General features: G+C 61.0%; 18 protein-coding genes. 12 read left to right on the top strand and 6 right to left on the bottom strand.

Going from position 1 to position 22592, the window contains the following annotated elements:
• Positions 1-54 precede the first annotated feature (54 nt).
• From C8K63_RS19450 to C8K63_RS19470, 4 genes are all read left to right on the top strand, one after another.
• Positions 55-1500: an aldehyde dehydrogenase family protein gene (locus tag C8K63_RS19450; RefSeq protein WP_108218183.1), complete on the top strand. Its 1446-nt coding sequence runs from the start codon at positions 55-57 to the stop codon at positions 1498-1500.
• 169 nt (positions 1501-1669) lie between these two features.
• A complete protein-coding gene (locus tag C8K63_RS19455; RefSeq protein WP_108218184.1) occupies positions 1670-3040 on the top strand; it encodes an MFS transporter in 1371 nt (456 codons plus the stop codon).
• Positions 3041-3051: 11 nt separating this feature from the next.
• Positions 3052-4605 carry a galactarate dehydratase gene (gene garD, locus C8K63_RS19460; RefSeq protein WP_108218185.1) on the top strand — a complete coding sequence of 518 codons (1554 nt, stop codon included), beginning with the start codon at positions 3052-3054 and terminating at the stop codon, positions 4603-4605.
• A gap of 196 nt (positions 4606-4801) precedes the next feature.
• On the top strand, positions 4802-5743 hold the full coding sequence (locus C8K63_RS19470; protein ID WP_108218186.1) for an AEC family transporter: 942 nt from the start codon (positions 4802-4804) through the stop codon (positions 5741-5743).
• 100 nt (positions 5744-5843) lie between these two features.
• Here C8K63_RS19470 and C8K63_RS19475 read toward each other — a convergent pair whose 3' ends face one another.
• From C8K63_RS19475 to gatC, 6 genes are all read right to left on the bottom strand, one after another.
• Positions 5844-6224, bottom strand: a complete 381-nt coding sequence (locus C8K63_RS19475) for a carboxymuconolactone decarboxylase family protein (protein WP_108218187.1) — start codon at positions 6222-6224, stop codon at positions 5844-5846.
• Positions 6221-7282: a calcium/sodium antiporter gene (locus C8K63_RS19480; protein WP_108218188.1), complete on the bottom strand. Its 1062-nt coding sequence runs from the start codon at positions 7280-7282 to the stop codon at positions 6221-6223. The genes C8K63_RS19475 and C8K63_RS19480 overlap by 4 nt, the downstream gene beginning before the upstream one ends.
• 50 nt (positions 7283-7332) lie before the next feature.
• Positions 7333-7707 carry a septal ring lytic transglycosylase RlpA family protein gene (locus C8K63_RS19485; RefSeq protein ID WP_108218189.1) on the bottom strand — a complete coding sequence of 125 codons (375 nt, stop codon included), beginning with the start codon at positions 7705-7707 and terminating at the stop codon, positions 7333-7335.
• 205 nt (positions 7708-7912) lie between these two features.
• Positions 7913-9358, bottom strand: coding sequence for an Asp-tRNA(Asn)/Glu-tRNA(Gln) amidotransferase subunit GatB (gene gatB / locus C8K63_RS19490; protein ID WP_108218190.1), 1446 nt, complete (start codon positions 9356-9358; stop codon positions 7913-7915).
• 10 nt (positions 9359-9368) lie between these two features.
• The gene (gene gatA / locus C8K63_RS19495) at positions 9369-10820 is read right to left on the bottom strand and encodes an Asp-tRNA(Asn)/Glu-tRNA(Gln) amidotransferase subunit GatA (RefSeq protein WP_108218191.1); all 1452 of its coding nucleotides are present in this window, start codon (positions 10818-10820) and stop codon (positions 9369-9371) included.
• A 16-nt stretch (positions 10821-10836) separates the two neighbouring features.
• Positions 10837-11124: an Asp-tRNA(Asn)/Glu-tRNA(Gln) amidotransferase subunit GatC gene (gene gatC / locus C8K63_RS19500; protein ID WP_007976465.1), complete on the bottom strand. Its 288-nt coding sequence runs from the start codon at positions 11122-11124 to the stop codon at positions 10837-10839.
• Positions 11125-11335: 211 nt separating this feature from the next.
• Here gatC and mreB point away from each other — a divergent pair, with 211 nt between their 5' ends.
• The 8 genes from mreB (at position 11336) to tldD (ending at position 22568) form a co-directional block, all read left to right on the top strand.
• Positions 11336-12373, top strand: coding sequence for a rod shape-determining protein MreB (gene mreB / locus C8K63_RS19505; RefSeq protein ID WP_002555108.1), 1038 nt, complete (start codon positions 11336-11338; stop codon positions 12371-12373).
• A gap of 143 nt (positions 12374-12516) precedes the next feature.
• Positions 12517-13674 carry a rod shape-determining protein MreC gene (gene mreC, locus C8K63_RS19510; RefSeq protein WP_108218192.1) on the top strand — a complete coding sequence of 386 codons (1158 nt, stop codon included), beginning with the start codon at positions 12517-12519 and terminating at the stop codon, positions 13672-13674.
• Positions 13674-14165, top strand: coding sequence for a rod shape-determining protein MreD (mreD, locus tag C8K63_RS19515; RefSeq protein ID WP_007970244.1), 492 nt, complete (start codon positions 13674-13676; stop codon positions 14163-14165). Before mreC ends, mreD begins: the two co-directional genes overlap by 1 nt.
• A gap of 32 nt (positions 14166-14197) precedes the next feature.
• The gene (locus C8K63_RS19520; protein ID WP_108218193.1) at positions 14198-14794 is read left to right on the top strand and encodes a nucleoside triphosphate pyrophosphatase; all 597 of its coding nucleotides are present in this window, start codon (positions 14198-14200) and stop codon (positions 14792-14794) included.
• Positions 14795-14851: 57 nt separating this feature from the next.
• Positions 14852-16309: a ribonuclease G gene (gene rng, locus C8K63_RS19525; RefSeq protein WP_007970246.1), complete on the top strand. Its 1458-nt coding sequence runs from the start codon at positions 14852-14854 to the stop codon at positions 16307-16309.
• 75 nt (positions 16310-16384) lie between these two features.
• Positions 16385-20188: a YhdP family protein gene (locus C8K63_RS19530; RefSeq protein WP_108218194.1), complete on the top strand. Its 3804-nt coding sequence runs from the start codon at positions 16385-16387 to the stop codon at positions 20186-20188.
• Between the two features lie 70 nt (positions 20189-20258).
• Complete coding sequence (locus tag C8K63_RS19535) at positions 20259-21113, top strand: carbon-nitrogen hydrolase family protein (RefSeq protein ID WP_108218195.1); 855 nt, start codon at positions 20259-20261, stop codon at positions 21111-21113.
• A 12-nt stretch (positions 21114-21125) separates the two neighbouring features.
• Positions 21126-22568: a metalloprotease TldD gene (gene tldD / locus C8K63_RS19540; RefSeq protein ID WP_108218196.1), complete on the top strand. Its 1443-nt coding sequence runs from the start codon at positions 21126-21128 to the stop codon at positions 22566-22568.
• Positions 22569-22592: the final 24 nt, after the last annotated feature.

The raw sequence follows: 22592 nt of genomic DNA on the forward strand, positions 1-22592 counted from the left end.
CGCTGAGCAATCGGCGGCTTTTTGCGTGAGGTCTTTTTATCAAGGGGCAGTCCAGTGACTGATTCAAAGCGTTTCGATAACTACATCAACGGCGAGTGGGTTGCCGGCGGCGACTATTCGACCAACATCAACCCGTCCGAACTGACCGACGCCATCGGCGACTACGCCAAGGCTGATCTGGCTCAGGTCCACGCCGCCATCGACGCCGCCCGTGCCGCGTTCCCGGCCTGGTCCACATCCGGCATTCAGGCGCGTCATGATTCCCTGGACAAAGTCGGTACCGAGATCCTCGCCCGCCGCGAAGAGCTCGGCACCCTGCTGGCCCGGGAAGAGGGCAAGACCCTGCCTGAAGCCATCGGTGAAGTGACCCGCGCCGGCAACATCTTCAAGTTCTTCGCCGGTGAATGCCTGCGCCTGTCCGGCGACTACCTGCCGTCGGTGCGTCCGGGCGTCAACGTTGAGGTCACTCGCGAAGCCCTGGGCGTGGTCGGTCTGATCACCCCGTGGAACTTCCCGATTGCCATCCCTGCATGGAAAATCGCTCCGGCCCTGGCCTATGGCAACTGCGTCGTGCTCAAGCCGGCGGACCTGGTTCCGGGTTGCGCCTGGGCCCTGGCCGAAATCATCTCCCGCGCAGGCTTCCCGGCCGGTGTGTTCAACCTGGTGATGGGCAGCGGTCGCGTGGTGGGCGATGCAATGGTCAACAGCCCGAAAGTCGATGGCATCAGCTTCACCGGTTCCGTGGGCGTGGGTCGTCAGATCGCCGTCAGCTGCGTATCGCGCCAGGCCAAGGTTCAGCTGGAAATGGGTGGCAAGAACCCGCAGATCATTCTCGACGACGCCGACCTCAAGCAAGCGGTCGAATTGTCGGTACAGAGCGCGTTCTACTCCACCGGCCAGCGTTGCACCGCTTCCAGCCGCTTTATCGTCACCGCCGGCATCCACGACCAGTTCGTCGAAGCCATGGCCGAGCGCATGAAGTCGATCAAGGTCGGTCACGCCTTGAAAGCCGGTACCGATATCGGTCCGGTGGTTTCCCAGGCTCAGCTTGAACAGGACATGAAGTACATCGACATCGGCCAGTCCGAAGGTGCGCGTCTGGTCAGCGGCGGTGGTCTGGTGACGTGCGACACCGAGGGCTACTTCCTCGCGCCAACCCTGTTTGCCGACAGCGAAGCCTCGATGCGTATCAGCCAGGAAGAGATCTTCGGCCCGGTGGCCAACATCGTCCGTGTCGCCGATTACGAAGCAGCCTTGGCCATGGCCAACGACACCGAGTTCGGGCTGTCGGCGGGCATTGCCACCACGTCCTTGAAGTACGCCAACCACTTCAAACGCCACTCCCAGGCAGGGATGGTGATGGTCAACCTGCCGACCGCCGGTGTGGATTACCACGTTCCGTTCGGTGGGCGTAAAGGTTCATCCTATGGATCACGTGAGCAAGGTCGCTATGCGCAAGAGTTTTACACCGTTGTGAAGACTGCCTACATCGGTTCGTAACGCACCACCCTCCTGTAGGAGCGAGCCCTGCTCGCGATGGTCTTGAGGTCGCGACGGTAAACCTGATGCCCCGCGTCATCGTTGACCACCATCGCGAGCAGGCTCGCTCCTACAAGGAAACACCAAAGATTCACCCGCGCATAAAAATAATCAGTGGGAGTACATCTACATGCAATCGACCCAAAAGCCGACTCACGTCCGCTATTTGATCCTGCTCATGCTGTTTCTGGTGACCACGATCAACTACGCCGACCGGGCTACCATCGCAATCGCCGGCTCCAGCCTGCAGAAAGACCTGGGCATTGATGCCGTTACCCTCGGCTACATCTTCTCCGCATTCGGTTGGGCCTACGTGGCCGGGCAAATCCCCGGTGGCTGGCTGCTGGACCGTTTCGGTTCGAAAAAAATCTACGCGTTGAGTATCTTCACCTGGTCGCTGTTCACCGTGCTGCAGGGTTATGTCGGCGAGTTCGGCATGTCCACGGCAGTGGTTGCGCTGTTCATGCTGCGCTTCCTGGTGGGCCTGGCTGAAGCGCCATCCTTCCCCGGTAACGCACGTATCGTAGCGGCCTGGTTCCCGACCGCTGAGCGCGGCACTGCCTCGGCGATCTTCAACTCGGCGCAGTACTTTGCCACTGTGTTGTTCGCGCCGCTGATGGGCTGGATCGTCTACAGCTTCGGCTGGCAGCACGTGTTCATCGTCATGGGCGTGATCGGCATCATCTTCTCCGGGATCTGGCTGAAGGTTATCCACAGCCCGCGTCAGCACCCGATGATCAATGATGCCGAGTTCAAGCACATCGCCGACAACGGCGGTATGGTCGACATGGATCAGGACAAGGGCAAAGGCAAGAAGACCGATGGTCCGAAGTGGGACTATATCCGGCAGTTGCTGACCAACCGCATGATGCTCGGCGTATACCTGGGCCAATACTGCATCAACGGCATCACCTACTTCTTCCTGACCTGGTTCCCGGTGTACCTGGTGCAGGAACGCGGCATGACCATTCTCAAGGCCGGTTTCATTGCGTCCTTGCCGGCGATCTGCGGCTTCATCGGTGGTGTATTGGGCGGGGTGATTTCCGATTACCTGCTGCGCAAAGGCCATTCCCTGACCTTCGCCCGCAAGGCGCCGATCATTGCCGGCCTGCTGGTTTCCAGCAGCATCGTGGCCTGCAACTACGTGGATGTTGAATGGATGGTGGTCGGTTTCATGGCCCTGGCATTCTTCGGCAAAGGCGTGGGCGCTCTGGGCTGGGCGGTGGTGTCCGACACCTCGCCGAAGCAGATCGCCGGCCTGAGCGGTGGCCTGTTCAACACCTTTGGTAACCTCGCTTCCATCACCACCCCGATCGTCATCGGCTACATCATCAGCTCCACCGGTTCGTTCAAGTGGGCACTGGTGTTTGTCGGCTGCAACGCTTTGGTCGCAGTGTTCAGCTATCTGGTCATCGTGGGCCCGATCAAGCGCGTGGTACTCAAAGAGCCGCCCGCGAACGGTACTGAAGCCCCTGGCAAATTGTCTCAAGCGCATTCCTGAGGAGCGGCGTCATGCAGTTGATTGAACATTCCGACTCGCCGCGCTACATCCGCCTGCACGAGCGGGATAACGTGGTCATCGTGGTCAATGATCAGGGCGTACCGGCCGGTACCGAATTTTCGGACGGCCTGGTCACCCTGGACTTCGTGCCGCAGAGCCACAAGGTCACTCTGGAAGACATTCCCGAAGGTGGCCAGGTGATTCGTTACGGCCAGGTCATTGGCTACGCCTTGCAGCCGATTCCCCGCGGTAGCTGGGTCAAGGAAGATCAACTGCGCATGCCAACCGCGCCACCGCTGGATAGCCTGCCGCTGTCCACCGATGTGCCGGCCGCGCAGGCACCGCTGGAAGGTTTCACCTTCGAGGGTTATCGCAATGCCGACGGCACCGTTGGCACGCGCAACATTCTCGGCATCACCACCACCGTGCAATGCGTGACCGGCGTGCTCGATCATGCGGTCAAGCGTATCAAGGCCGAGTTGCTGCCCAAGTACCCGCACGTCGATGACGTGGTGGCGCTGACCCACAGTTACGGCTGTGGCGTGGCCATCACCGCCACCGACGCCTACATCCCGATTCGTACCGTACGCAACCTGGCACGTAACCCGAATCTGGGCGGCGAAGCCTTGGTCATCAGCCTGGGTTGCGAGAAGTTGCAGGCCGGGCAGGTGATGCACGAGAACGACAGTTCGGTGGATCTCAGCGAGCCGTGGTTGTATCGGCTACAGGATTCCAGCCACGGCTTCACCGAGATGATCGAGCAGATCATGGAGCTGGCCGAGACGCGCTTGAAGAGGCTCGATCAGCGCCGTCGGGAAACCGTGCCGGCGTCCGAGCTGATCCTTGGCATGCAATGCGGCGGCAGTGATGCGTTCTCCGGTATCACCGCCAACCCGGCGCTCGGTTATGCCTCGGACCTGCTGCTACGGGCCGGTGCGACGGTAATGTTTTCCGAAGTCACTGAAGTGCGCGATGCCATTTATCTGCTGACCTCCCGCGCGGAAAACCAGGACGTCGCCCAGGAACTGGTGCGGGAAATGGACTGGTACGACCGCTACCTGGCAAAGGGCGAGGCAGATCGTAGCGCCAACACCACGCCGGGCAACAAGAAGGGCGGGTTGTCGAACATTGTCGAGAAGTCCCTGGGCTCGATCGTCAAGTCCGGCAGCAGCGCTATCAATGGCGTGCTTGGCCCAGGCGAGCGTTTCAAGCGAAAGGGCCTGATCTTCTGCGCGACCCCGGCCAGCGACTTTGTCTGTGGGACCTTGCAGCTGGCGGCGGGGATGAACCTGCATGTATTCACCACCGGTCGTGGTACGCCTTACGGTTTGGCCATGGCCCCGGTCGTCAAGGTCTCGACCCGGACGGAACTGGCGCAACGCTGGCCGGACCTGATCGACATCGACGCCGGGCGTATTGCCACCGGCCGCGCATCGATCGAGGAACTGGGCTGGGAGCTGTTCCATTACTACCTGGATGTGGCGAGCGGCAAGAAACAGACGTGGGCCGAGCAGCACAAGCTGCATAACGACATCACCCTGTTCAACCCGGCGCCGATTACCTGAGACTGTGGCGAGGGAGCTTGCTCCCGCTGGACTGCGTAGCAGTCCCATTTTTTGGGGCCGCTTCGCGACCCAGCGGGAGCAAGCTCCCTCGCCACATGTGTTTCATTGCCTGTTCAAGGGGCGATCTAGCAGGCGCCGAAGTCTTCAGTGGCTTATCATTAGCCACCTAACGACGCCCACCAAGGTTACCCCCGGCATGCTGGCAATTTTCCTCGAAACCCTGAATATCACCGCGCCGGTGTTTGCCATGCTGTTTCTGGGGGTGCTGCTCAAACGCATCGACTGGATCAACGACAACTTCATCCACACGGCGTCGGCACTGGTGTTCAACGTCACCATGCCGGCGTTGCTGTTTCTGGGCATCCTGCATGCCGACCTGCACGCGGCATTGCAGCCGGCGCTGCTGATCTATTTCTCCGTGGCGACGCTTTTGTGTTTTGCCATTGCCTGGGGCTGGGCGATCTGGAAGTGCCCGCGGGAAGATCGCGGGATCTACACCCAGGGCGCCTTTCGCGGTAACAACGGGGTCATCGGCCTGGCGCTGGCAGCCAGCATGTACGGCGACTACGGGATTTCCCTCGGGGCGATTCTCGCGGCGCTGGTGATCCTGTTTTACAACACCCTCTCGACCATCGTGCTGGCGGTCTACAGTCCGGTGATCAAGTCCGATCCTTGGAGCATCTGCAAAAGCGTGTTCAGCAATCCGCTGATCATCAGCGTGATTGCGGCGGCGCCGTTCGCCTGGTTCAAGATCGGCTTGCCCGGCTGGCTGGAGACCTCCGGCCAGTATCTGGCGCAAACCACGCTGCCGCTGGCGCTGATCTGCATTGGCGGCACGCTGTCGCTGGCGGCACTGCGCAAAAGCGGCCACATGGCGCTGAGTTCAAGCCTGTTGAAGATGATCGGCCTGCCGGTGCTGGCGACGCTGGGGGCATGGCTGTGGGGCTTTCGTGGGGCGGAACTGGGGATTCTGTTCCTGTACTTCGGCAGCCCGACTGCCGCTGCCAGTTTCGTCATGGCCCGGGCGGCGGACGGCAATCACGAGTTGGCGGCGGCAATTATCGTGATCACTACGCTGATGGCGGCTGTCACCACCAACATCGGGATCTTCTTCTTGCAGTGGGGCGGGTGGATTTAAAGGCAAAGGTCAAAAGATCGCAGCCTGCGGCAGCTCCTACAGGAAAACGTAATCCTATGTAGGAGCTGCCGCAGGCTGCGATCTTTTCAAAGCAATAAAATTATTCCGGCTTCTGGTAACTGTCGATCACTTCCTGCGCCGCCCGAAACGCATCGATCGCCGCCGGCACACCGGCATACACCGCGCAATGCAGCAGCGCCTCGCGAATTTCTTCCACGGTGCAGCCGTTGTTCAGCGCACCGCGCACGTGACCTTTCAATTCCTGCGGGCATTTGAGTGCGGTCAGGGCCGCGAGGGTGATCAGGCTGCGGGTTTTCAGCGGCAGACCTTCGCGATTCCATACCCCGCCCCAGGCGTGTTCATTGACGAAATCCTGCAGCGGCTGGGTGAATTCGGTGGCGTTGCCCAGTGCGATGTCGACGAAGGCGTCGCCCATCACTTGGCGGCGGACTTCAACGCCGGGTTTTTGATTCTCGGTCATGGGACTTCCCTCTTATGGTGTTGGCGACGCCAGGCGCGTAGCGACGTGAACAGCAAAAACGCCACCAACGCCGGCAGGACGAAAAACAGCATCAAGTGTTCCAGCTTGCCGGCCAGTGGCATGCCGGTGGTGAACGACACCACGTGCAGTCCATAGGCCAGGTACAAACCCAGAAACAGCAGGCCTTCGGCGCGGGTCACCCGGTAGCCGGAGTAAAACACCGGCAGGCACAGCGCCGCGACGCCGAGCATCACCGGCAGGTCGAAATCCAGGGCGTTGGGCGACACCGACAGCGGCGACGGCGCCACCAGTGCGGTAAAGCCGAGCACGCCCAGGAGGTTGAACAGGTTGCTGCCGATCACGTTGCCCACGGCAATCTCGCGCTCGCCGCGCATTGCGGCGATCAACGAAGTGGCGAGCTCAGGCAGTGAGGTGCTGACAGCGACGATGGTCAGGCCGATGATCCGCTCCGACAACCCCAAATCGGTGGCGACCGCAACCGCTGCACCCAGTAACAAGTGCCCGGCGTACACCAGCATCGCCAGTCCGGCGACGATCATCAGCAGGCTGCTCAGCCATGGCGCTTGCGGGTGGTGGTCATGGCTCGATACCGGCCGTGCCGAGTGCCGTGACTGGCGCAGCAACAAGCCCAGGTAAATCGCCAGAGCCGCAATCAGCATCACGCCGTCGGCCCGGGTCAGTTCTTCATTCCAGGCGAGTACGAACACCAACAGGCTGGCGCCGATCATCAACGGAATATCCAGACGCACCAGTTGTCGGGAAACCCTCAACGGAATGATCAGCGCGGACAACCCGAGGGTGACAAGGATGTTGAAAATGCTGCTGCCGATCACGCTGCCGACCGCGATGTCGGCGTTGTGCGCCAGGGTGGCTTGCAGGCTGACTGCCATCTGCGGGGCGCTGCTGCCGAGGGCGACGATGGTCAGGCCGATGATCAGCGGGCGTATGTGCAACCTTGCGGCAATGCGTACGGCGGCGCGCACCATCAATTCGGCGCCGACAATCAGCAGGAGCAATCCGCTGAGCAATTCGATCACGCTGATCAGGGGTAAATCGGCTAATCCGAAAATGGTCGGGGCTCCATCGGTCAGTCGTCGAGGGCCTGGACGCGAACCCGTGCGGTGCCGCTTTTAAGCATGCCCAGGCGCGCGGCGGCTTCGTGGGACAGGTCGATCAGACGGCCACGGGTGTGCGGTCCGCGATCATTGATGCGCACCACGCAGGATTTGTCGTTATTCAGATTGGTCACCTTCACCCGTGTACCGAAGGGTAGCTGGCGATGGGCGGCGGTCATGGAATTCTTGTCGAAACGCTCGCCGTTGGCGGTGCGTTTGCCTTGGTGTTTGGCGCCGTAATACGAAGCCACGCCGGTTTTGTCGTAGCCGTGTGGATCAACGGTGTCGGTGCTGGCGCAACCGGCCAGGAGCGAGAGGAGGGCGCAGGCGCCGAATAGACGTTTCATTTCAAAGGCTCCCAAAATAGTTGTGGCGAGGGAGCTTGTCGGATCGCCGCCCGTCCCGCTCGGCCGCGAAGCGGTCGCAAAATCAGCCAATGCATTCTTGTAGAAAAAATGCGGTTACCGATTTGGGTCTGCTTCGCAGACCAGCGGGAGCAAGCTCCCTCGCCACAGGACGCGGAGCCAGTAAAAATTGCTGGCTCCATCCTGATCAGCCTTCGAGCTTGCTTTTCAGCAATTCGTTCACTTGTTGCGGGTTGGCCTTGCCTTTGGAGGCTTTCATGGCCTGGCCGACGAAGAAGCCGAACATCTTGCCGCGCTTGGCTTCGTCTGCCGCACGGTATTGCTCGACCTGCTCGGCGTTGGCCGCGAGCATTTCGTCCAGCACCGCCGAGATGGCGCCGGTGTCGGTCACTTGCTTGAGGCCGCGCTTGTCGATGATCTCGTCCGCGCTGCCTTCGCCGTTGGCCATTGCTTCAAACACCACCTTGGCGATCTTGCCGGAGATGGTGTTGTCCTTGATGCGCAGCAGCATGCCGCCCAGTTGCTCGGCCGAAACCGGCGACTGGTCGATGTCCAGGCCTTGCTTGTTGAGCAGGCTGCCCAACTCGACCATCACCCAGTTCGCCGCCAGTTTGGCGTCGCCGCTGATGCTCGCGACTTGTTCGAAGTAGTCGGCTTGCTCACGGCTGGTGGCCAGGACGCTGGCGTCGTAGATCGACAGACCGAATTGCTCCTGGAAGCGCTCGCGCTTCTGTGGTGGCAGTTCCGGCAGGGTGGCGCGCACGTCGTCGAGGAACGAGTTCTCGATGACTACCGGCAGCAGGTCCGGATCGGGGAAGTAACGGTAGTCGTTGGCTTCCTCTTTGCTGCGCATCGGACGGGTTTCGTCCTTGTTCGGATCGTACAGGCGGGTCTGCTGGATCACTTTTCCGCCGTCTTCGATCAGCTCGATCTGACGCTGGATCTCGGAGTTGATCGCCTTCTCGATGAAACGGAACGAGTTGACGTTCTTGATCTCGCAGCGGGTGCCGAATTCAACCTGGCCTTTCGGACGGATCGACACGTTGCAGTCGCAACGCAGCGAGCCTTCGGCCATGTTGCCGTCGCAGATTCCGAGGTAACGCACCAGCGCGTGAACTGCCTTGACGTAAGCCACGGCTTCCTTGGCGCTGCGCATGTCCGGCTCGGAGACGATTTCCAGCAACGGCGTACCGGCACGGTTCAGGTCGATGCCGCTGGCGCCGCTGAACTCTTCGTGCAGGCTCTTGCCGGCGTCTTCTTCCAGATGCGCGCGGGTGATGCCGACACGTTTGACCGTGCCGTCTTCGAGGGCGATGTCCAGGTGGCCCTTGCCGACGATCGGCAATTCCATCTGGCTGATCTGGTAGCCCTTGGGCAGGTCCGGGTAGAAATAGTTTTTACGGGCGAACACGTTGTGCTGGCCGATCTCTGCGTCAATTGCCAGACCGAACATCACCGCCATGCGCACCGCTTCCTGGTTCAGCACCGGCAGTACGCCGGGCATGCCGAGGTCAACCAGGCTGGCCTGGGTGTTCGGCTCGGAACCGAAGGTGGTGGAACTACCGGAAAAGATTTTCGACCGGGTGGTGAGCTGGGTGTGAATCTCCAGCCCGATCACGACTTCCCATTGCATGTGTGTCTCCTCAGAAGCCGGTTGGGGTGCGGGTGTGCCAGTCAGTGTTCAGCTGGTACTGATGGGCAACATTTAGCAAGCGGCCTTCCTGGAAATACGGGGCGAGCAATTGCACGCCAACCGGCAGACCATCGACAAAACCTGCTGGCATGGACAAGCCAGGCAGACCCGCGAGGTTGGCGGTGATGGTGTAGACGTCTTCCAGGTACGCAGCGACCGGGTCGCTGTTCTTGGCGCCGAGCTTCCAGGCCGGGTTCGGCGTGGTTGGGCCGAGGATGATGTCGACCTCATTGAAGGCCGCCATGAAGTCGTTCTTGATCAAGCGACGAATCTTCTGCGCCTTCAGGTAGTAGGCGTCGTAGTAACCGGCGGACAGCGCATAGGCGCCAACCATGATCCGGCGCTGAACTTCCGGCCCGAAGCCTTCGCCACGGGAGCGCTTGTACAGGTCTTCGAGGTTTTTCGGGTCTTCGCAGCGATAGCCGAAACGCACGCCGTCAAAACGCGACAGGTTGGAAGAGGCTTCCGCCGGGGCGATCACGTAGTACGCAGGAATCGCGTGCTGCATGTTCGGCAGGCTGATTTCCTTGACCACGGCGCCGAGCTTTTTCAGCTCTTCAACGCTGGCCATGACCAGGTCGGCGATGCGTGGGTCGAGACCGGCGCTGAAATACTCTTTAGGTACGCCGATGCGCAGGCCTTGCAGCGAGCCGTTGAGACTGGCGCTGTAGTCCGGCACGGGTTCATCGATGCTGGTGGAGTCGTTCGGATCGAAGCCGGCCATGCCCTGCAGCAAGATCGCGCAGTCTTCGGCGGTGCGGGCCAATGGACCGCCCTGATCGAGACTGGACGCGTAAGCGATCATGCCCCAGCGCGAAACGCGACCGTACGTGGGTTTCAGACCGGTGAGGTTGGTCAGGGCCGCCGGCTGACGAATCGAACCGCCAGTGTCGGTGCCGGTCGCCGCAGGCAGCAGACGAGCGGCAACCGCAGCAGCCGAACCGCCGGACGAGCCGCCCGGAACGTATTCCAGGTTCCACGGGTTTTTCACCGCGCCGTAGTAACTCGACTCGTTGGCCGACCCCATGGCGAATTCGTCCATGTTGGTCTTGCCCAGGGTCACGGCCCCGGCAGCGGCCAGTTTGGCGACGACAGTGGCGTCGTACGGTGCCTTGAAGTTGTCGAGCATCTTCGAGCCGCAGCTGGTGCGAATGCCCTGGGTGCAAAACAGGTCCTTGTGGGCGATCGGCGCGCCGAGCAGGGCGCCGCTCTCACCATTGGCCCGACGAGCGTCAGCGGCTTTCGCCTGCGTCAGCGCCAGGTCCTCGGTGAGGCTGATGAAACTGTTGAGCTGTGGATCGAGCTGGGCGATGCGCGCCAGCAGGACTTTGGTCAGCTCTTCGGAGGAAAACTTTTTATCGGCGAGTCCGCGGGCGATCTCGGCCAGAGTCAATTGATGCATTGCAGGCTCTTTCCCTTTAGTCGATGACTTTCGGAACCAGGTACAGGCCGTTTTCGACCGCTGGTGCGATGGACTGGTAGGCCTCGCGGTTATTGGTCTCGGTCACGACGTCTGCACGCAGGCGCTGGCTGGCTTCCAGTGGGTGAGCCAGCGGTTCGATACCGTCGGTATTGACCGCCTGCATTTCGTCGACCAGCCCGAGAATGCTGTTGAGGGCCGAAGTGATGTGTGGAAGATCGGCATCATTGAGGCCAAGGCAGGCCAGATGAGCGATTTTTTCCACGTCGGAGCGTTCAAGCGCCATTGGGATTCTCCAGTGGAAAACAAAACGGACCGCGTCCGTGTGTTAGATTGTCGGAACACTACCGCACTTCTACGGTCATAAGGCCGCGATTGTGGGGCTTGGTGCACAGAAAAGCGGCCAATTTAACATATTGGCGCCTTGCCCAAAATCCCTGTCGTTGTTAGAGTTTGCCGCACTTTTTTACCCACGCGTTGCCTAGGGTCCTTTCCCCATGTTCAAGAAACTGCGTGGCATGTTTTCCAGCGATCTTTCCATTGACCTGGGCACTGCCAACACCCTTATTTACGTGCGCGAGCGCGGTATCGTCCTGAATGAGCCCTCCGTTGTGGCCATTCGGACACACGGTAACCAGAAAAGTGTCGTTGCTGTCGGCACCGAGGCCAAGCGCATGCTCGGCCGTACGCCGGGCAACATTGCTGCCATTCGTCCGATGAAGGACGGCGTGATCGCCGACTTCAGCGTGTGCGAAAAAATGCTGCAGTACTTTATCAACAAAGTTCACGAAAACAGCTTCCTGCAGCCCAGTCCTCGCGTGTTGATCTGCGTTCCATGCAAATCCACCCAGGTTGAGCGTCGTGCCATCCGTGAATCGGCCCTTGGCGCCGGTGCCCGTGAAGTGTTCCTGATCGAGGAGCCGATGGCCGCTGCGATCGGTGCCGGCCTGCCGGTTGAAGAAGCTCGCGGTTCGATGGTCGTGGATATCGGTGGCGGTACCACTGAAATCGCGCTGATCTCCCTGAACGGCGTGGTTTACGCCGAATCCGTACGCGTTGGCGGCGACCGTTTCGACGAAGCGATCATCACCTACGTACGTCGTAACTACGGCAGCCTGATCGGCGAATCCACCGCCGAGCGCATCAAGCAGGAAATCGGTACTGCCTACCCGGGCGGCGAAGTTCGCGAAGTCGATGTTCGTGGCCGTAACCTGGCCGAAGGCGTTCCGCGCGCATTCACCCTGAACTCCAACGAAGTGCTGGAAGCTCTGCAAGAGTCCCTGGCGACCATCGTTCAGGCCGTGAAAAGCGCCCTTGAGCAATCGCCTCCGGAACTGGCTTCCGACATCGCCGAGCGTGGCCTGGTATTGACCGGTGGTGGCGCCTTGCTGCGTGACCTGGACAAATTGCTGGCCCAGGAAACCGGTCTGCCGGTGATCGTTGCCGAAGACCCGCTGACCTGCGTTGCTCGCGGCGGTGGCCGTGCATTGGAAATGATGGATAAACACACCATGGACCTGCTTTCCAGCGAATAAGTCGCCGGATTGCCTCTATGCTGTTGAGCGCGCAGGCGGCACTTTGCGGTGCTGCCTGTTCGCGTTTATCTTCTGTCAGTCTGCATCCAGGCCGGATTGCTGCCACATGAATAAACAGAACTTTTGCCTGGAAGGAGCGGCTTATTAAACCGCTTTTCACCAAGGGCCCTTCACTGGGCGTGCGCCTGTTGGTGCTGGTCGTGCTATCGGTCGCGCTGATGGTGGTCGATGCCCGTTTCAGTCTGCTCAAGCCTGCACGCAGCCAGATGTCGCTGGTGCTGATGGACGCCTACTGGATCACTGACCTGCCTGGACGACTGTGGGAAGGTATTGCCAGTCAGTTCGGCAGCCGGACCGAGCTCGTCGCCGAAAACGAAAAACTCAAGACCGAGAACCTGCTGTTGCAGGGGCGCATGCAGAAGCTTGCCGCCCTGACCGAGCAGAACGTTCGGCTGCGCGAGTTGCTCAACTCCTCGGCCCTGGTCAACGAGAAGGTCGAAGTGGCCGAGTTGATCGGCATGGACCCCAACCCGTTCACCCATCGCATCATCATCAATAAAGGTGAGCGCGACGGCGTGGTCCTCGGTCAGCCGGTACTCGATGCCCGTGGCCTGATGGGCCAGGTGGTCGAGTTGATGCCCTACACCTCCCGCGTCTTGCTGCTGACCGATACCACCCACAGCATTCCGGTGCAGGTTAACCGCAACGGGTTGCGGGCGATTGCCAGCGGCACCGGCAACCCGGAACGTCTCGAATTGCGGCATGTGGCCGATACCGCCGACATCAAGGAAGGCGATTTGCTGGTCAGCTCCGGCCTCGGTCAGCGGTTCCCGGCCGGTTATCCGGTGGCGACGGTCAAGGAAGTCATTCACGATTCCGGCCAGCCGTTCGCCATTGTCCGCGCCATTCCGACCGCTGCCTTGAACCGCAGCCGTTACCTGCTGCTGGTGTTCAGCGACAACCGTACGGCCGAAGAGCGCGCCAACGATGCCGCCCAGGCTCAGGAAAGCCTGGATGCACAGGGCGGTGGCCCGATCATTCCGGCGACAGTTCCGAAACTGGTCAACCCGGTAGCCCCCGCTGCACCGGCCGCCGCACCGGCAGCTCCTGCCACGGTGGCGCCCGCGGCCACTGCGCCAGCCAAGCCAGTCACCACGCCAGCCAAGCCAACCACCACGCCAGCCAAGCCTGCGGCCACGCATCCTGCGGCGGCTAAACCGCCAGCGGCGCAACCCGCTGCCGCGAAGCCTGCCGCCAAACCGCCAGTCTCCGCGCCGGCCACTCCAGTGGGGAGAGAATAATGGGCGGTGTAAAAGCATCCCGAAACGGCTGGATAGTCTGGCTGACGTTCGCCGTCGGTCTGCTGCTGAGCGTTTCGCCTCTGCCGCAATTCATGGAAATCCTGCGCCCGCTGTGGCTGGCCTTGTTGCTGGCATTCTGGGCGTTGAACCTGCCGCAGACCGTCGGGATGGTGACGGCGTTTTGTCTGGGGCTGGCTGAAGACGTGCTCTACGGCACTTTGCTTGGGCAGAACGCCTTGATCCTGACCCTCATCACCTACCTGGTGCTGGCGCTGCAGCAACGTCTGCGGATGTTTCCGATGTGGCAACAGAGCCTGGTGATCCTGGTGATCTTCGGCCTCGCCCAGCTTGTACAACTATGGCTCAGTGCCTTGACCGGCAATCGTCAGCCGACGCTGGCGCTGGTGCTGCCGGCACTGGTCAGCGCGTTGCTCTGGCCCTGGATCAGTTTCGGTTTGCGCGGATTGCGTCGACGCTACAAAATCAATTGATTCGCTCAGGCATTAGACAGGGAGAGGTCTTGATGAAACGGTTGTACCTCGCCTCTGGCTCGCCGCGTCGGCGTGAATTACTCACGCAGATCGGCGTTCCGTTCTCCGCCGTGAGTGCGGACATCGATGAAACTCCTTTAGCTCAAGAATCCCCATCGGCCTATGTCGAGCGCCTGGCGCGCGACAAGGCCGAGGCCGGGCGCGGCGTCGTCGTGTCTGACGAACCGTTCTGCGTGCTCGGCGCCGATACCGCCGTGGTACAGGGCGGAAAAATTCTCGGCAAACCGGTTGATCAAGCGGATGCGTGCGCCATGCTGATGATGTTGTCAGGGTGTGAGCATGAGGTCCTGACCGCGATCGCAGTGCTCGATGGCGAACGCTGCGAGTCCCGGGTTGTCACCAGTCGGGTGCGATTTCGTGCTATCAGTCGTGATGAAGCCGCGGCCTACTGGGCCAGCGGCGAACCACGGGACAAGGCGGGCGGTTATGGCATTCAAGGACTGGGTGCGGTGTTTGTCGCCGGACTCAATGGAAGTTATTCAGCGGTAGTCGGACTACCGCTTTGCGAAACAGCGGAACTGCTCGGCCATTTCGGCATACCCTGTTGGCAACCCCGGAACGCGCTTTAAGCGTCGTCCTGAACAGATGCGGCCATTATCGTGAACATGCCTGAACGAGACCCTGCCATGAGTGAAGAGATCCTGATCAACATCACGCCGATGGAATCGCGCGTGGCGGTGGTCGAAAACGGTGTCCTGCAAGAGGTCCATGTCGAGCGCACACAAAAGCGCGGGATCGTCGGCAACATCTATAAAGGCAAAGTCGTGCGGGTATTGCCGGGGATGCAGGCGGCATTCGTCGATATCGGCCTGGATCGTGCCGCGTTCATTCATGCGTCGGAAATTTCCCTGCGCGAAGGCCCGGCGGTCGAGAGCATCAGTGCACTGGTGCACGAAGGCCAGAGCCTGGTGGTGCAAGTGACCAAGGACCCGATCGGCTCCAAAGGCGCACGCCTGACCACTCAGCTGTCGATCCCTTCGCGTTACCTGGTGTACATGCCACGCACGGCCCATGTCGGCATTTCCCTGAAGATCGAAGACGAGGCCGAGCGCGAGCGACTCAAGCAAGTGGTCACTGATTGCGTGGCCAAGGAAGGGATCAAGGAAGCCGGCGGTTTCATTCTGCGCACCGCAGCCGAAGGTGCCGGCGCGGATGAAATCCTCATGGACATCCGCTACCTGCGAAGGCTCTGGGATCAGATCAGTGCCCAGATCAAAACCATCAGCGCGCCCAGCGTGATCTACGAAGACCTCGGTCTGGCGCTACGCACCCTGCGTGATCTGGTGAGCCCGAAAATCGAGAAGATCCGTATCGACTCCCGGGAAACCTTCCAGAAAACCACGCAATTCGTCGCCGAATTGATGCCTGAGATTGCCGACCGTCTGGAGCATTACCCGGGCGAGCGGCCGATTTTTGACCTGTATGGCGTCGAAGACGAAATCCAGAAGGCTCTCGAGCGCAAGGTCCCGCTCAAGTCCGGCGGTTACCTGGTGGTCGACCCGGCTGAAGCCATGAGCACCATCGACGTCAACACCGGGGCGTTCGTCGGCCATCGCAACCTCGAAGAAACCATCTTCAAGACCAACCTCGAAGCCGCGACAGCCATCGCTCGTCAATTGCGCCTGCGCAACCTCGGCGGAATCATCATCATCGACTTCATCGACATGGAAGATGAAGAACACCAGCGCCAGGTGTTGCGCACGCTCGAAAAGCAACTGGAGCGCGATCACGCCAAGACCAACATCATCGGTATCACCGAACTGGGCCTGGTGCAGATGACCCGCAAGCGCACCCGTGAAAGCCTTGAGCAGGTGTTGTGCGAGCCGTGCAACGCCTGTCAGGGGCGCGGCAAGCTCAAGACCCCGGAAACCGTTTGCTACGAAATCTTCCGCGAAATCCTGCGTGAAGCACGCGCCTATCAGGCAGAAGGCTATCGTGTATTGGCAAACCAGAAAGTGGTGGACCGCCTGCTCGACGAAGAGTCGGGCAACGTCGCCGAGCTGGAAGGGTTTATCGGGCGCACCATCCGCTTTCAGGTCGAAACCATGTATTCCCAGGAACAATACGACGTGGTGCTGCTCTGAAGCCTATTGTTTTGATTGTTCGAGAATGGCTGGCCTCAGCTTTTTGCAAAACTTTTGCCATGGGGGCCACCTGACATGGACCGTCTGACACGCATTTTGGCCGCACTGACCCGCTGGGGTCTGGGCCTGTGCGCGTTGGTTTTGGTGTTGATGGCGCTCTACGTCAGCCTCGGACGGGAGCTGACGCCGTTAGTCGCCGAGTACCGTGCCGACATCGAAACCAAAGCCAGCGATGCCTTGGGCATGTCGTTGCAGATCGGCGAGCTCGAAGGCAACTGGAGTGGATTCGCCCCCATACTGATGGCGCACGACGTGACGGTCGGTGAGGGCGCCAATGCCTTGCACCTGGATCAGGTGCGTGCGGTGCCGGACCTTTGGGCCAGTCTTCTGGCGCGACAGGTACGCATCGCTCATCTGGAACTCAGCGGCCTGAAGATCAGCGTCAAGGAGGGTAACGACGGTCAATGGGCACTGGAAGGTTTGCCCGTGCAACAGGATCAACCAACCGATCCGGAACAGCTGCTCAATCGTATGCAGATGATCCAGCAACTGTCGGTGCTCGACAGTCAGGTGACTTTGCAGCCGTTTGCACAGTCGCCGCTGACCCTGACCTACGTCGGCCTCAATCTGAAAACCGGGGCGTCACGGCAGCGGCTCGACGCGCGGCTGACGCTGCCTGACGGGCAGCCGGTGGCGATGAGTTTGCGCACCCGCATTCGTGCCAGTCAATGGCAGGACAGTGAAGCCGAGGTCTACCTGAGCCTGCCGCAAAGCGACTGGTCGAAATGGTTGCCCGAGCGAGTGACCCAAGAGTGGAGTTTCTCTGAGATCAAAGCCGGCGGCGAGTTTTGGCTGACCTGGGGCAAAGGTGCCCTGCAAAGTGCTGCGGTGCGTTTGAATGCACCACAACTCAAGGGTGCCTACGCCGAGCGCAAGCAGATCCAGATCAACAATCTGGCCCTGAACGGCTACTTCCAGCGCAGTGCCGAAGGCGCGTCGGTGATTCTCGATTCCCTGGCGATGAACCTTGGTGAGACCCGCTGGGAAACGCATTTGCAACTCAAGCAAAACGCGGCCACTGATAAAACCGAAGAGCTCTGGCGCTTGCAAGCCGACCGGGTCGATCTCACTCCGCTGACCCCGCTGCTCAACGCTCTGGCGCCGTTGCCAGAAGGTTTTGCCACGGTCGTCGAGCGGCTCAAAGTCACGGGCAGCCTGCGTAACGTGCTGGTCGACTTGCGCCCCAATGCCATAGACGACAGCAAGTTCGGCTTTGCCGCCAATCTCGACCAGGTAGGCTTCGATGCCTATCACGGTGCGCCGGCGGCGCGAAATGTCAGCGGCAGCATCAGTGGTGACCTGGGGCGCGGCGAATTGCGCATGGACAGCAAGGATTTCATGCTGCATCTGGACCCTATTTTCGCCAAGCCATGGCAGTACATTCAGGCCAATGCGCGGCTGACCTGGAAGCTCGATAAAGAAGGTTTCACCCTGATCGCGCCATACCTGAAGGTGCTGGGCGAGGAAGGCAAGATCGCCGGCGACTTCCTGATTCGCCTGCATTTCGATCACACCCAGGAAGACTACATGGACCTGCGGGTTGGCATGGTGGACGGAGACGGTCGCTACACCGCCAAGTACTTGCCGACAGTCCTCAGCCCGGCGCTGGACGAATGGCTGCGTACCGCAATTCTCAAGGGCGCGGTGGACCAAGGCTTCTTCCAGTATCAAGGGTCGCTCAACCATGGTGCCGCAGACGAGGATCGCAGCATCAGCCTGTACTTCAAGGTTCACGATGCCGAACTGGCCTTCCAGCCGGGCTGGCCCCATGTCAGCAAGGTCAGCGGCGATGTGTTTGTCGAAGACAGTGGCGTGCGGATTCTGGCCAGCAAGGGCCAGTTGCTCGATACCCAGGTCAACGATGTTTACGTCAACATTCCCCATGTGCCTGCCGGGCAGAACGTTCATTTGTTCCTCGATGGCGGATTTGCCGGCGGTTTGGGCGATGGCCTGAAAATCCTCCAGGAAGCGCCAATCGGTACCGGGGCAACCTTTGCCGGGTGGGAAGGCGAGGGTGATCTGCAAGGCAAGTTGAAGCTGGATATCCCGCTGGCCAAAGGCGAGGAGCCGAAGATCCTCGTCGATTTCAAGACCGCCAAGGCACGCTTGAAACTGGCTGAACCTGTGCTGGAGCTGACCCAGCTCAAAGGTGATTTCCGTTTCGACAGTGCCAAGGGCCTGAGTGGACAGAGCATCAGCGCACGGGCGTTCGACAAGCCGGTCACCGCACAGATTTTTGCCGACGGCAGCCCGGGCAAGCTCAATACCCGGGTGACCGCGTCGGGCCAGGTCGAGGTCAGGAAACTGACCGACTGGCTGAAGGTGACCCAGCCTCTGCCGGTGAGTGGCGTGATCCCTTATCAACTGCAACTGACCCTCAATGACGCCGACAGCCAATTGCTGGTCAATTCCAACCTCAAGGGCGTAGCCGTCGATTTGCCTGCACCGTTCGGCATGGCCGCCGATGCCGGGCGCGACACAACGTTCCGCATGACCTTGCAGGGCGACGAACGGCGTTATTGGGTCAACTACGGGGACCTGGCGGGTTTCACGTTTGCGGCCCCGGCCAGCAATTTCGCTGACGGTCGCGGGGAATTGTTCCTCGGTTCCGGCGAAGCCGTGTTGCCTGGCGCCAAAGGCCTGCGGATACGGGGCGTACTGTCGGAACTGGACGTTGGCCCGTGGAAAGATCTGGCGGATAAATACGCCGGAGAGGATCCCGGCGGCAGCGCCAGGCAATTGCTCAGCGGCGCGGACTTCAAAGTGGACAAGCTTAGCGGTATCGGCACCACGCTCGACCAGGCCTCGATTCAGCTGGCGCGCAAGCCTTCCGCCTGGGCGCTGCAACTCGACAGCCAGCAGATCAAGGGCAGTGCCAATCTGCCCGATGCGAAAGCCACGCCAATCACGATCAATCTGCAAACCGTGCGCCTGCCCGCACCGGACCCGGCCGTGCTGGCCGATGAAAACTCGCCGGATCCGCTGGCGTCGGTGGACCCGACGAAAATCCCCGCGATGGACATCACCATCAATCAGTTATTCCAGGGCCAGGATCTGGTGGGGGGCTGGTCGCTGAAGATTCGTCCTACGCCCAAGGGCATCGTGTTCAACTCGCTGGACCTGGGCCTCAAGGGCCTACTGTTGGTGGGCAGCGGTGGTTGGGAAGGCGTGCCTGGCGCCAGCAACAGCTGGTACAAGGGACGCATCAGCGGCAAGAACCTGGCCGATGTGCTCAAGGGCTGGGGGTTCGCGCCGAGCGTCACCAGCCGGGACTTTTATATGGATGTCGATGGCCGCTGGCCCGGCTCGCCAGCCTGGGTGGCGACCAAACGCTTCTCCGGCTCGCTCGATGCGACGCTCAATCAGGGCCAGTTCGTCGAGGTCGAAGGCAGTGCCCAGGCGTTGCGGGTATTTGGTTTGCTCAACTTCAACTCCATCGGCCGGCGCCTGCGCCTGGACTTCTCCGACCTGTTCGGCAAAGGTCTGAGTTATGACCGGGTCAAGGGGCTGCTGGTTGGGACCAATGGCGTATATGTCACCCGTGAGCCGATCCGGCTGACCGGCCCGTCGAGCACCATCGAACTCGACGGCACGTTGAACATGGTGGCCGATCAGATCGATGCGAAACTGCTTGTGACCTTGCCGGTGACCAATAACCTGCCGATTGCCGCACTGATCGTCGGTGCACCCGCGGTCGGCGGGGCACTGTTCCTGATCGACAAGCTGATCGGCGACCGGGTCTCCCGTTTCGCCAGTGTGAAGTACACGGTCCAAGGGCCGTGGAAAGAACCGAAAATCACCTTCGACAAGGCTTTTTGAGGTCCTTTTTCAAAAGGCACTCGGCAAGTCTATGGAGTAGCATGGCCGCATACGATTCCAGGAGTGCGCCATGTCTGTAGCGGTGATTCAAATGGTCAGCCAGAGCGATGTGCTGGCTAATCTGGCCCAGGCCCGTCGACTGCTCGAGCAAGCGGCCGCCGGTGGTGCGAAGCTTGCGGTATTGCCGGAAAACTTCGCCGCCATGGGCCGGCGCGACGTTGCCGACATCGGGCGCGCCGAAGCCTTGGGCGAAGGCCCGATCCTGCCCTGGTTGAAACAGACCGCACGCGACCTCAAGTTATGGATTGTGGCCGGCACGTTGCCGTTGCCGCCGGTGGATCAGCCGGCGGCGAAAGCCCATGCCTGTTCGTTGCTGGTCGATGACCAGGGCGATACGGTGGCGCGCTACGACAAGCTGCACCTGTTCGATGTGGACGTGGCGGACAATCGTGGCCGTTATCGTGAATCCGATGACTATGCTTATGGCAACGCAGTGGTCGTGGCGGACACGCCCGTCGGCCGGGTTGGCCTGACGGTCTGCTATGACCTGCGCTTTCCCGAGCTGTACAGTGAATTGCGCGCGGCCGGCGCGGAACTGATTACTGCCCCTTCGGCCTTCACCGCGGTGACCGGCGCGGCGCATTGGGATGTGCTGATACGTGCGCGGGCCATCGAGACGCAATGTTATGTGCTCGCGGCCGCCCAAGGTGGGACGCATCCGGGGCCGCGGGAAACCTTTGGCCATGCCGCCATCGTCGACCCATGGGGGCGTGTGCTGGCGCAAAAGGATCAAGGTGAGGCCGTACTGCTGGCCGAACGCGACAGCAGCGAACAGGCGTCCATCCGGGCGCGGATGCCGGTGTCCAGTCACCGGCGATTTTTCTCGCAGGGCGCCCAGCGACCTGCATCAGAACGACGAATTTAAGGCGTAAAGCATATGAGCGAGTTGTTGTCCTCAGTCAGTGAACACCTGCTGGCGCCCGGTGGCGTCACGATCGAGAGCCTGCAAGGCGTGCTCGGCGATCTGGCCGGGCCGGGCATCGATGCGGCCGACCTGTATTTCCAGGGGCAGATCTCCGAGTCCTGGGCGCTGGAAGACGGCATCGTCAAGGAAGGCAGTTTCAACCTTGACCAGGGTGTCGGCGTGCGTGCGCAATCGGGCGAAAAAACCGGTTTTGCCTACAGCAATGCCATTACTCTTGAAGCCCTGGGCGCGGCGGCGCGGGCCGCCCGTTCGATCTCCCGCGCTGGCCAGAATGGCACCGTACAGGCATTCACCAGCCAGGACGTCGCACAATTGTATGCGCCGGACAATCCGCTGGAAGTGCTGACCCGCGCCGAGAAAGTCGATTTGCTCAAGCGAGTCGACGCCGCGACCCGCGCCCTCGACCCACGCATCCAGCAAGTCACCGTGAGCATGGCCGGTGTCTGGGAGCGGATTCTGGTGGCTTCCACCGACGGCGGTCTGGCGGCGGATGTGCGGCCACTGGTGCGTTTCAATGTCAGCGTGATCGTCGAACAGAACGGTCGCCGCGAGCGCGGTGGCCATGGCGGTGGCGGTCGGACCGATTACCGTTACTTCCTCGGCGAAGACCGCGCCATGGGCTATGCCCGTGAAGCGTTGCGTCAGGCACTGGTCAACCTTGAAGCCATTCCGGCGCCGGCCGGTACCTTGCCGGTGGTGCTCGGTTCCGGTTGGTCGGGTGTGCTGCTGCATGAAGCCGTCGGTCATGGTCTGGAAGGCGACTTCAACCGCAAGGGCAGTTCGGCTTATAGCGGGCGCATGGGCGAGATGGTCGCATCGAAGCTTTGCACCATTGTCGATGATGGCACCCTGGCCGGTCGCCGTGGTTCATTGAGTGTCGATGACGAAGGCACGCCGACCGAGTGCACCACGCTGATCGAAAACGGCGTGCTCAAAGGCTACATGCAGGACAAGCTCAACGCGCGCCTGATGGGCGTGGCGCGAACCGGTAACGGCCGTCGCGAATCTTACGCGCACCTGCCGATGCCGCGCATGACCAACACCTACATGCTCGCCGGCGAAAGCGACCCGGCGGAAATCATCGCCTCGGTGAAGCGCGGCATCTACTGCGCCAACCTGGGTGGCGGTCAGGTGGACATCACCAGCGGCAAGTTCGTGTTCTCCACCAGCGAGGCGTACCTGATCGAGGACGGCAAGATCACCGCTCCGGTCAAGGGCGCAACCCTGATCGGCAACGGGCCGGAAGCCATGAGCAAGGTGTCGATGGTCGGTAATGACCTGTCGCTGGACAGCGGCGTGGGCACGTGTGGCAAGGATGGGCAATCGGTGCCGGTGGGTGTCGGCCAGCCAACGCTGAAGATTGATGCGATCACCGTGGGTGGCACGGGCGCATAAGGATGAAGACATCCTCTGTAGGGG

Source organism: Pseudomonas sp. GV085, from assembly GCF_003050925.1.
Lineage (GTDB): Bacteria > Pseudomonadota > Gammaproteobacteria > Pseudomonadales > Pseudomonadaceae > Aquipseudomonas.

What these genes read in the sequence shown, in the direction of transcription:
- C8K63_RS19455 (WP_108218184.1), top strand. Translation starts at nt 1,670, where the DNA reads ATGCAATCGACCCAAAAGCCGACTCACGTCCGCTATTTGATCCTGCTC.
- garD (WP_108218185.1), top strand. Translation starts at nt 3,052, where the DNA reads ATGCAGTTGATTGAACATTCCGACTCGCCGCGCTACATCCGCCTGCAC.
- C8K63_RS19470 (WP_108218186.1), top strand. Translation starts at nt 4,802, where the DNA reads ATGCTGGCAATTTTCCTCGAAACCCTGAATATCACCGCGCCGGTGTTT.
- C8K63_RS19475 (WP_108218187.1), bottom strand. Translation starts at nt 6,224, where the DNA reads ATGACCGAGAATCAAAAACCCGGCGTTGAAGTCCGCCGCCAAGTGATG.
- C8K63_RS19485 (WP_108218189.1), bottom strand. Translation starts at nt 7,707, where the DNA reads ATGAAACGTCTATTCGGCGCCTGCGCCCTCCTCTCGCTCCTGGCCGGT.
- gatB (WP_108218190.1), bottom strand. Translation starts at nt 9,358, where the DNA reads ATGCAATGGGAAGTCGTGATCGGGCTGGAGATTCACACCCAGCTCACC.
- gatA (WP_108218191.1), bottom strand. Translation starts at nt 10,820, where the DNA reads ATGCATCAATTGACTCTGGCCGAGATCGCCCGCGGACTCGCCGATAAA.
- gatC (WP_007976465.1), bottom strand. Translation starts at nt 11,124, where the DNA reads ATGGCGCTTGAACGCTCCGACGTGGAAAAAATCGCTCATCTGGCCTGC.
- mreB (WP_002555108.1), top strand. Translation starts at nt 11,336, where the DNA reads ATGTTCAAGAAACTGCGTGGCATGTTTTCCAGCGATCTTTCCATTGAC.
- mreD (WP_007970244.1), top strand. Translation starts at nt 13,674, where the DNA reads ATGGGCGGTGTAAAAGCATCCCGAAACGGCTGGATAGTCTGGCTGACG.
- C8K63_RS19520 (WP_108218193.1), top strand. Translation starts at nt 14,198, where the DNA reads ATGAAACGGTTGTACCTCGCCTCTGGCTCGCCGCGTCGGCGTGAATTA.
- rng (WP_007970246.1), top strand. Translation starts at nt 14,852, where the DNA reads ATGAGTGAAGAGATCCTGATCAACATCACGCCGATGGAATCGCGCGTG.
- C8K63_RS19530 (WP_108218194.1), top strand. Translation starts at nt 16,385, where the DNA reads ATGGACCGTCTGACACGCATTTTGGCCGCACTGACCCGCTGGGGTCTG.
- C8K63_RS19535 (WP_108218195.1), top strand. Translation starts at nt 20,259, where the DNA reads ATGTCTGTAGCGGTGATTCAAATGGTCAGCCAGAGCGATGTGCTGGCT.
- tldD (WP_108218196.1), top strand. Translation starts at nt 21,126, where the DNA reads ATGAGCGAGTTGTTGTCCTCAGTCAGTGAACACCTGCTGGCGCCCGGT.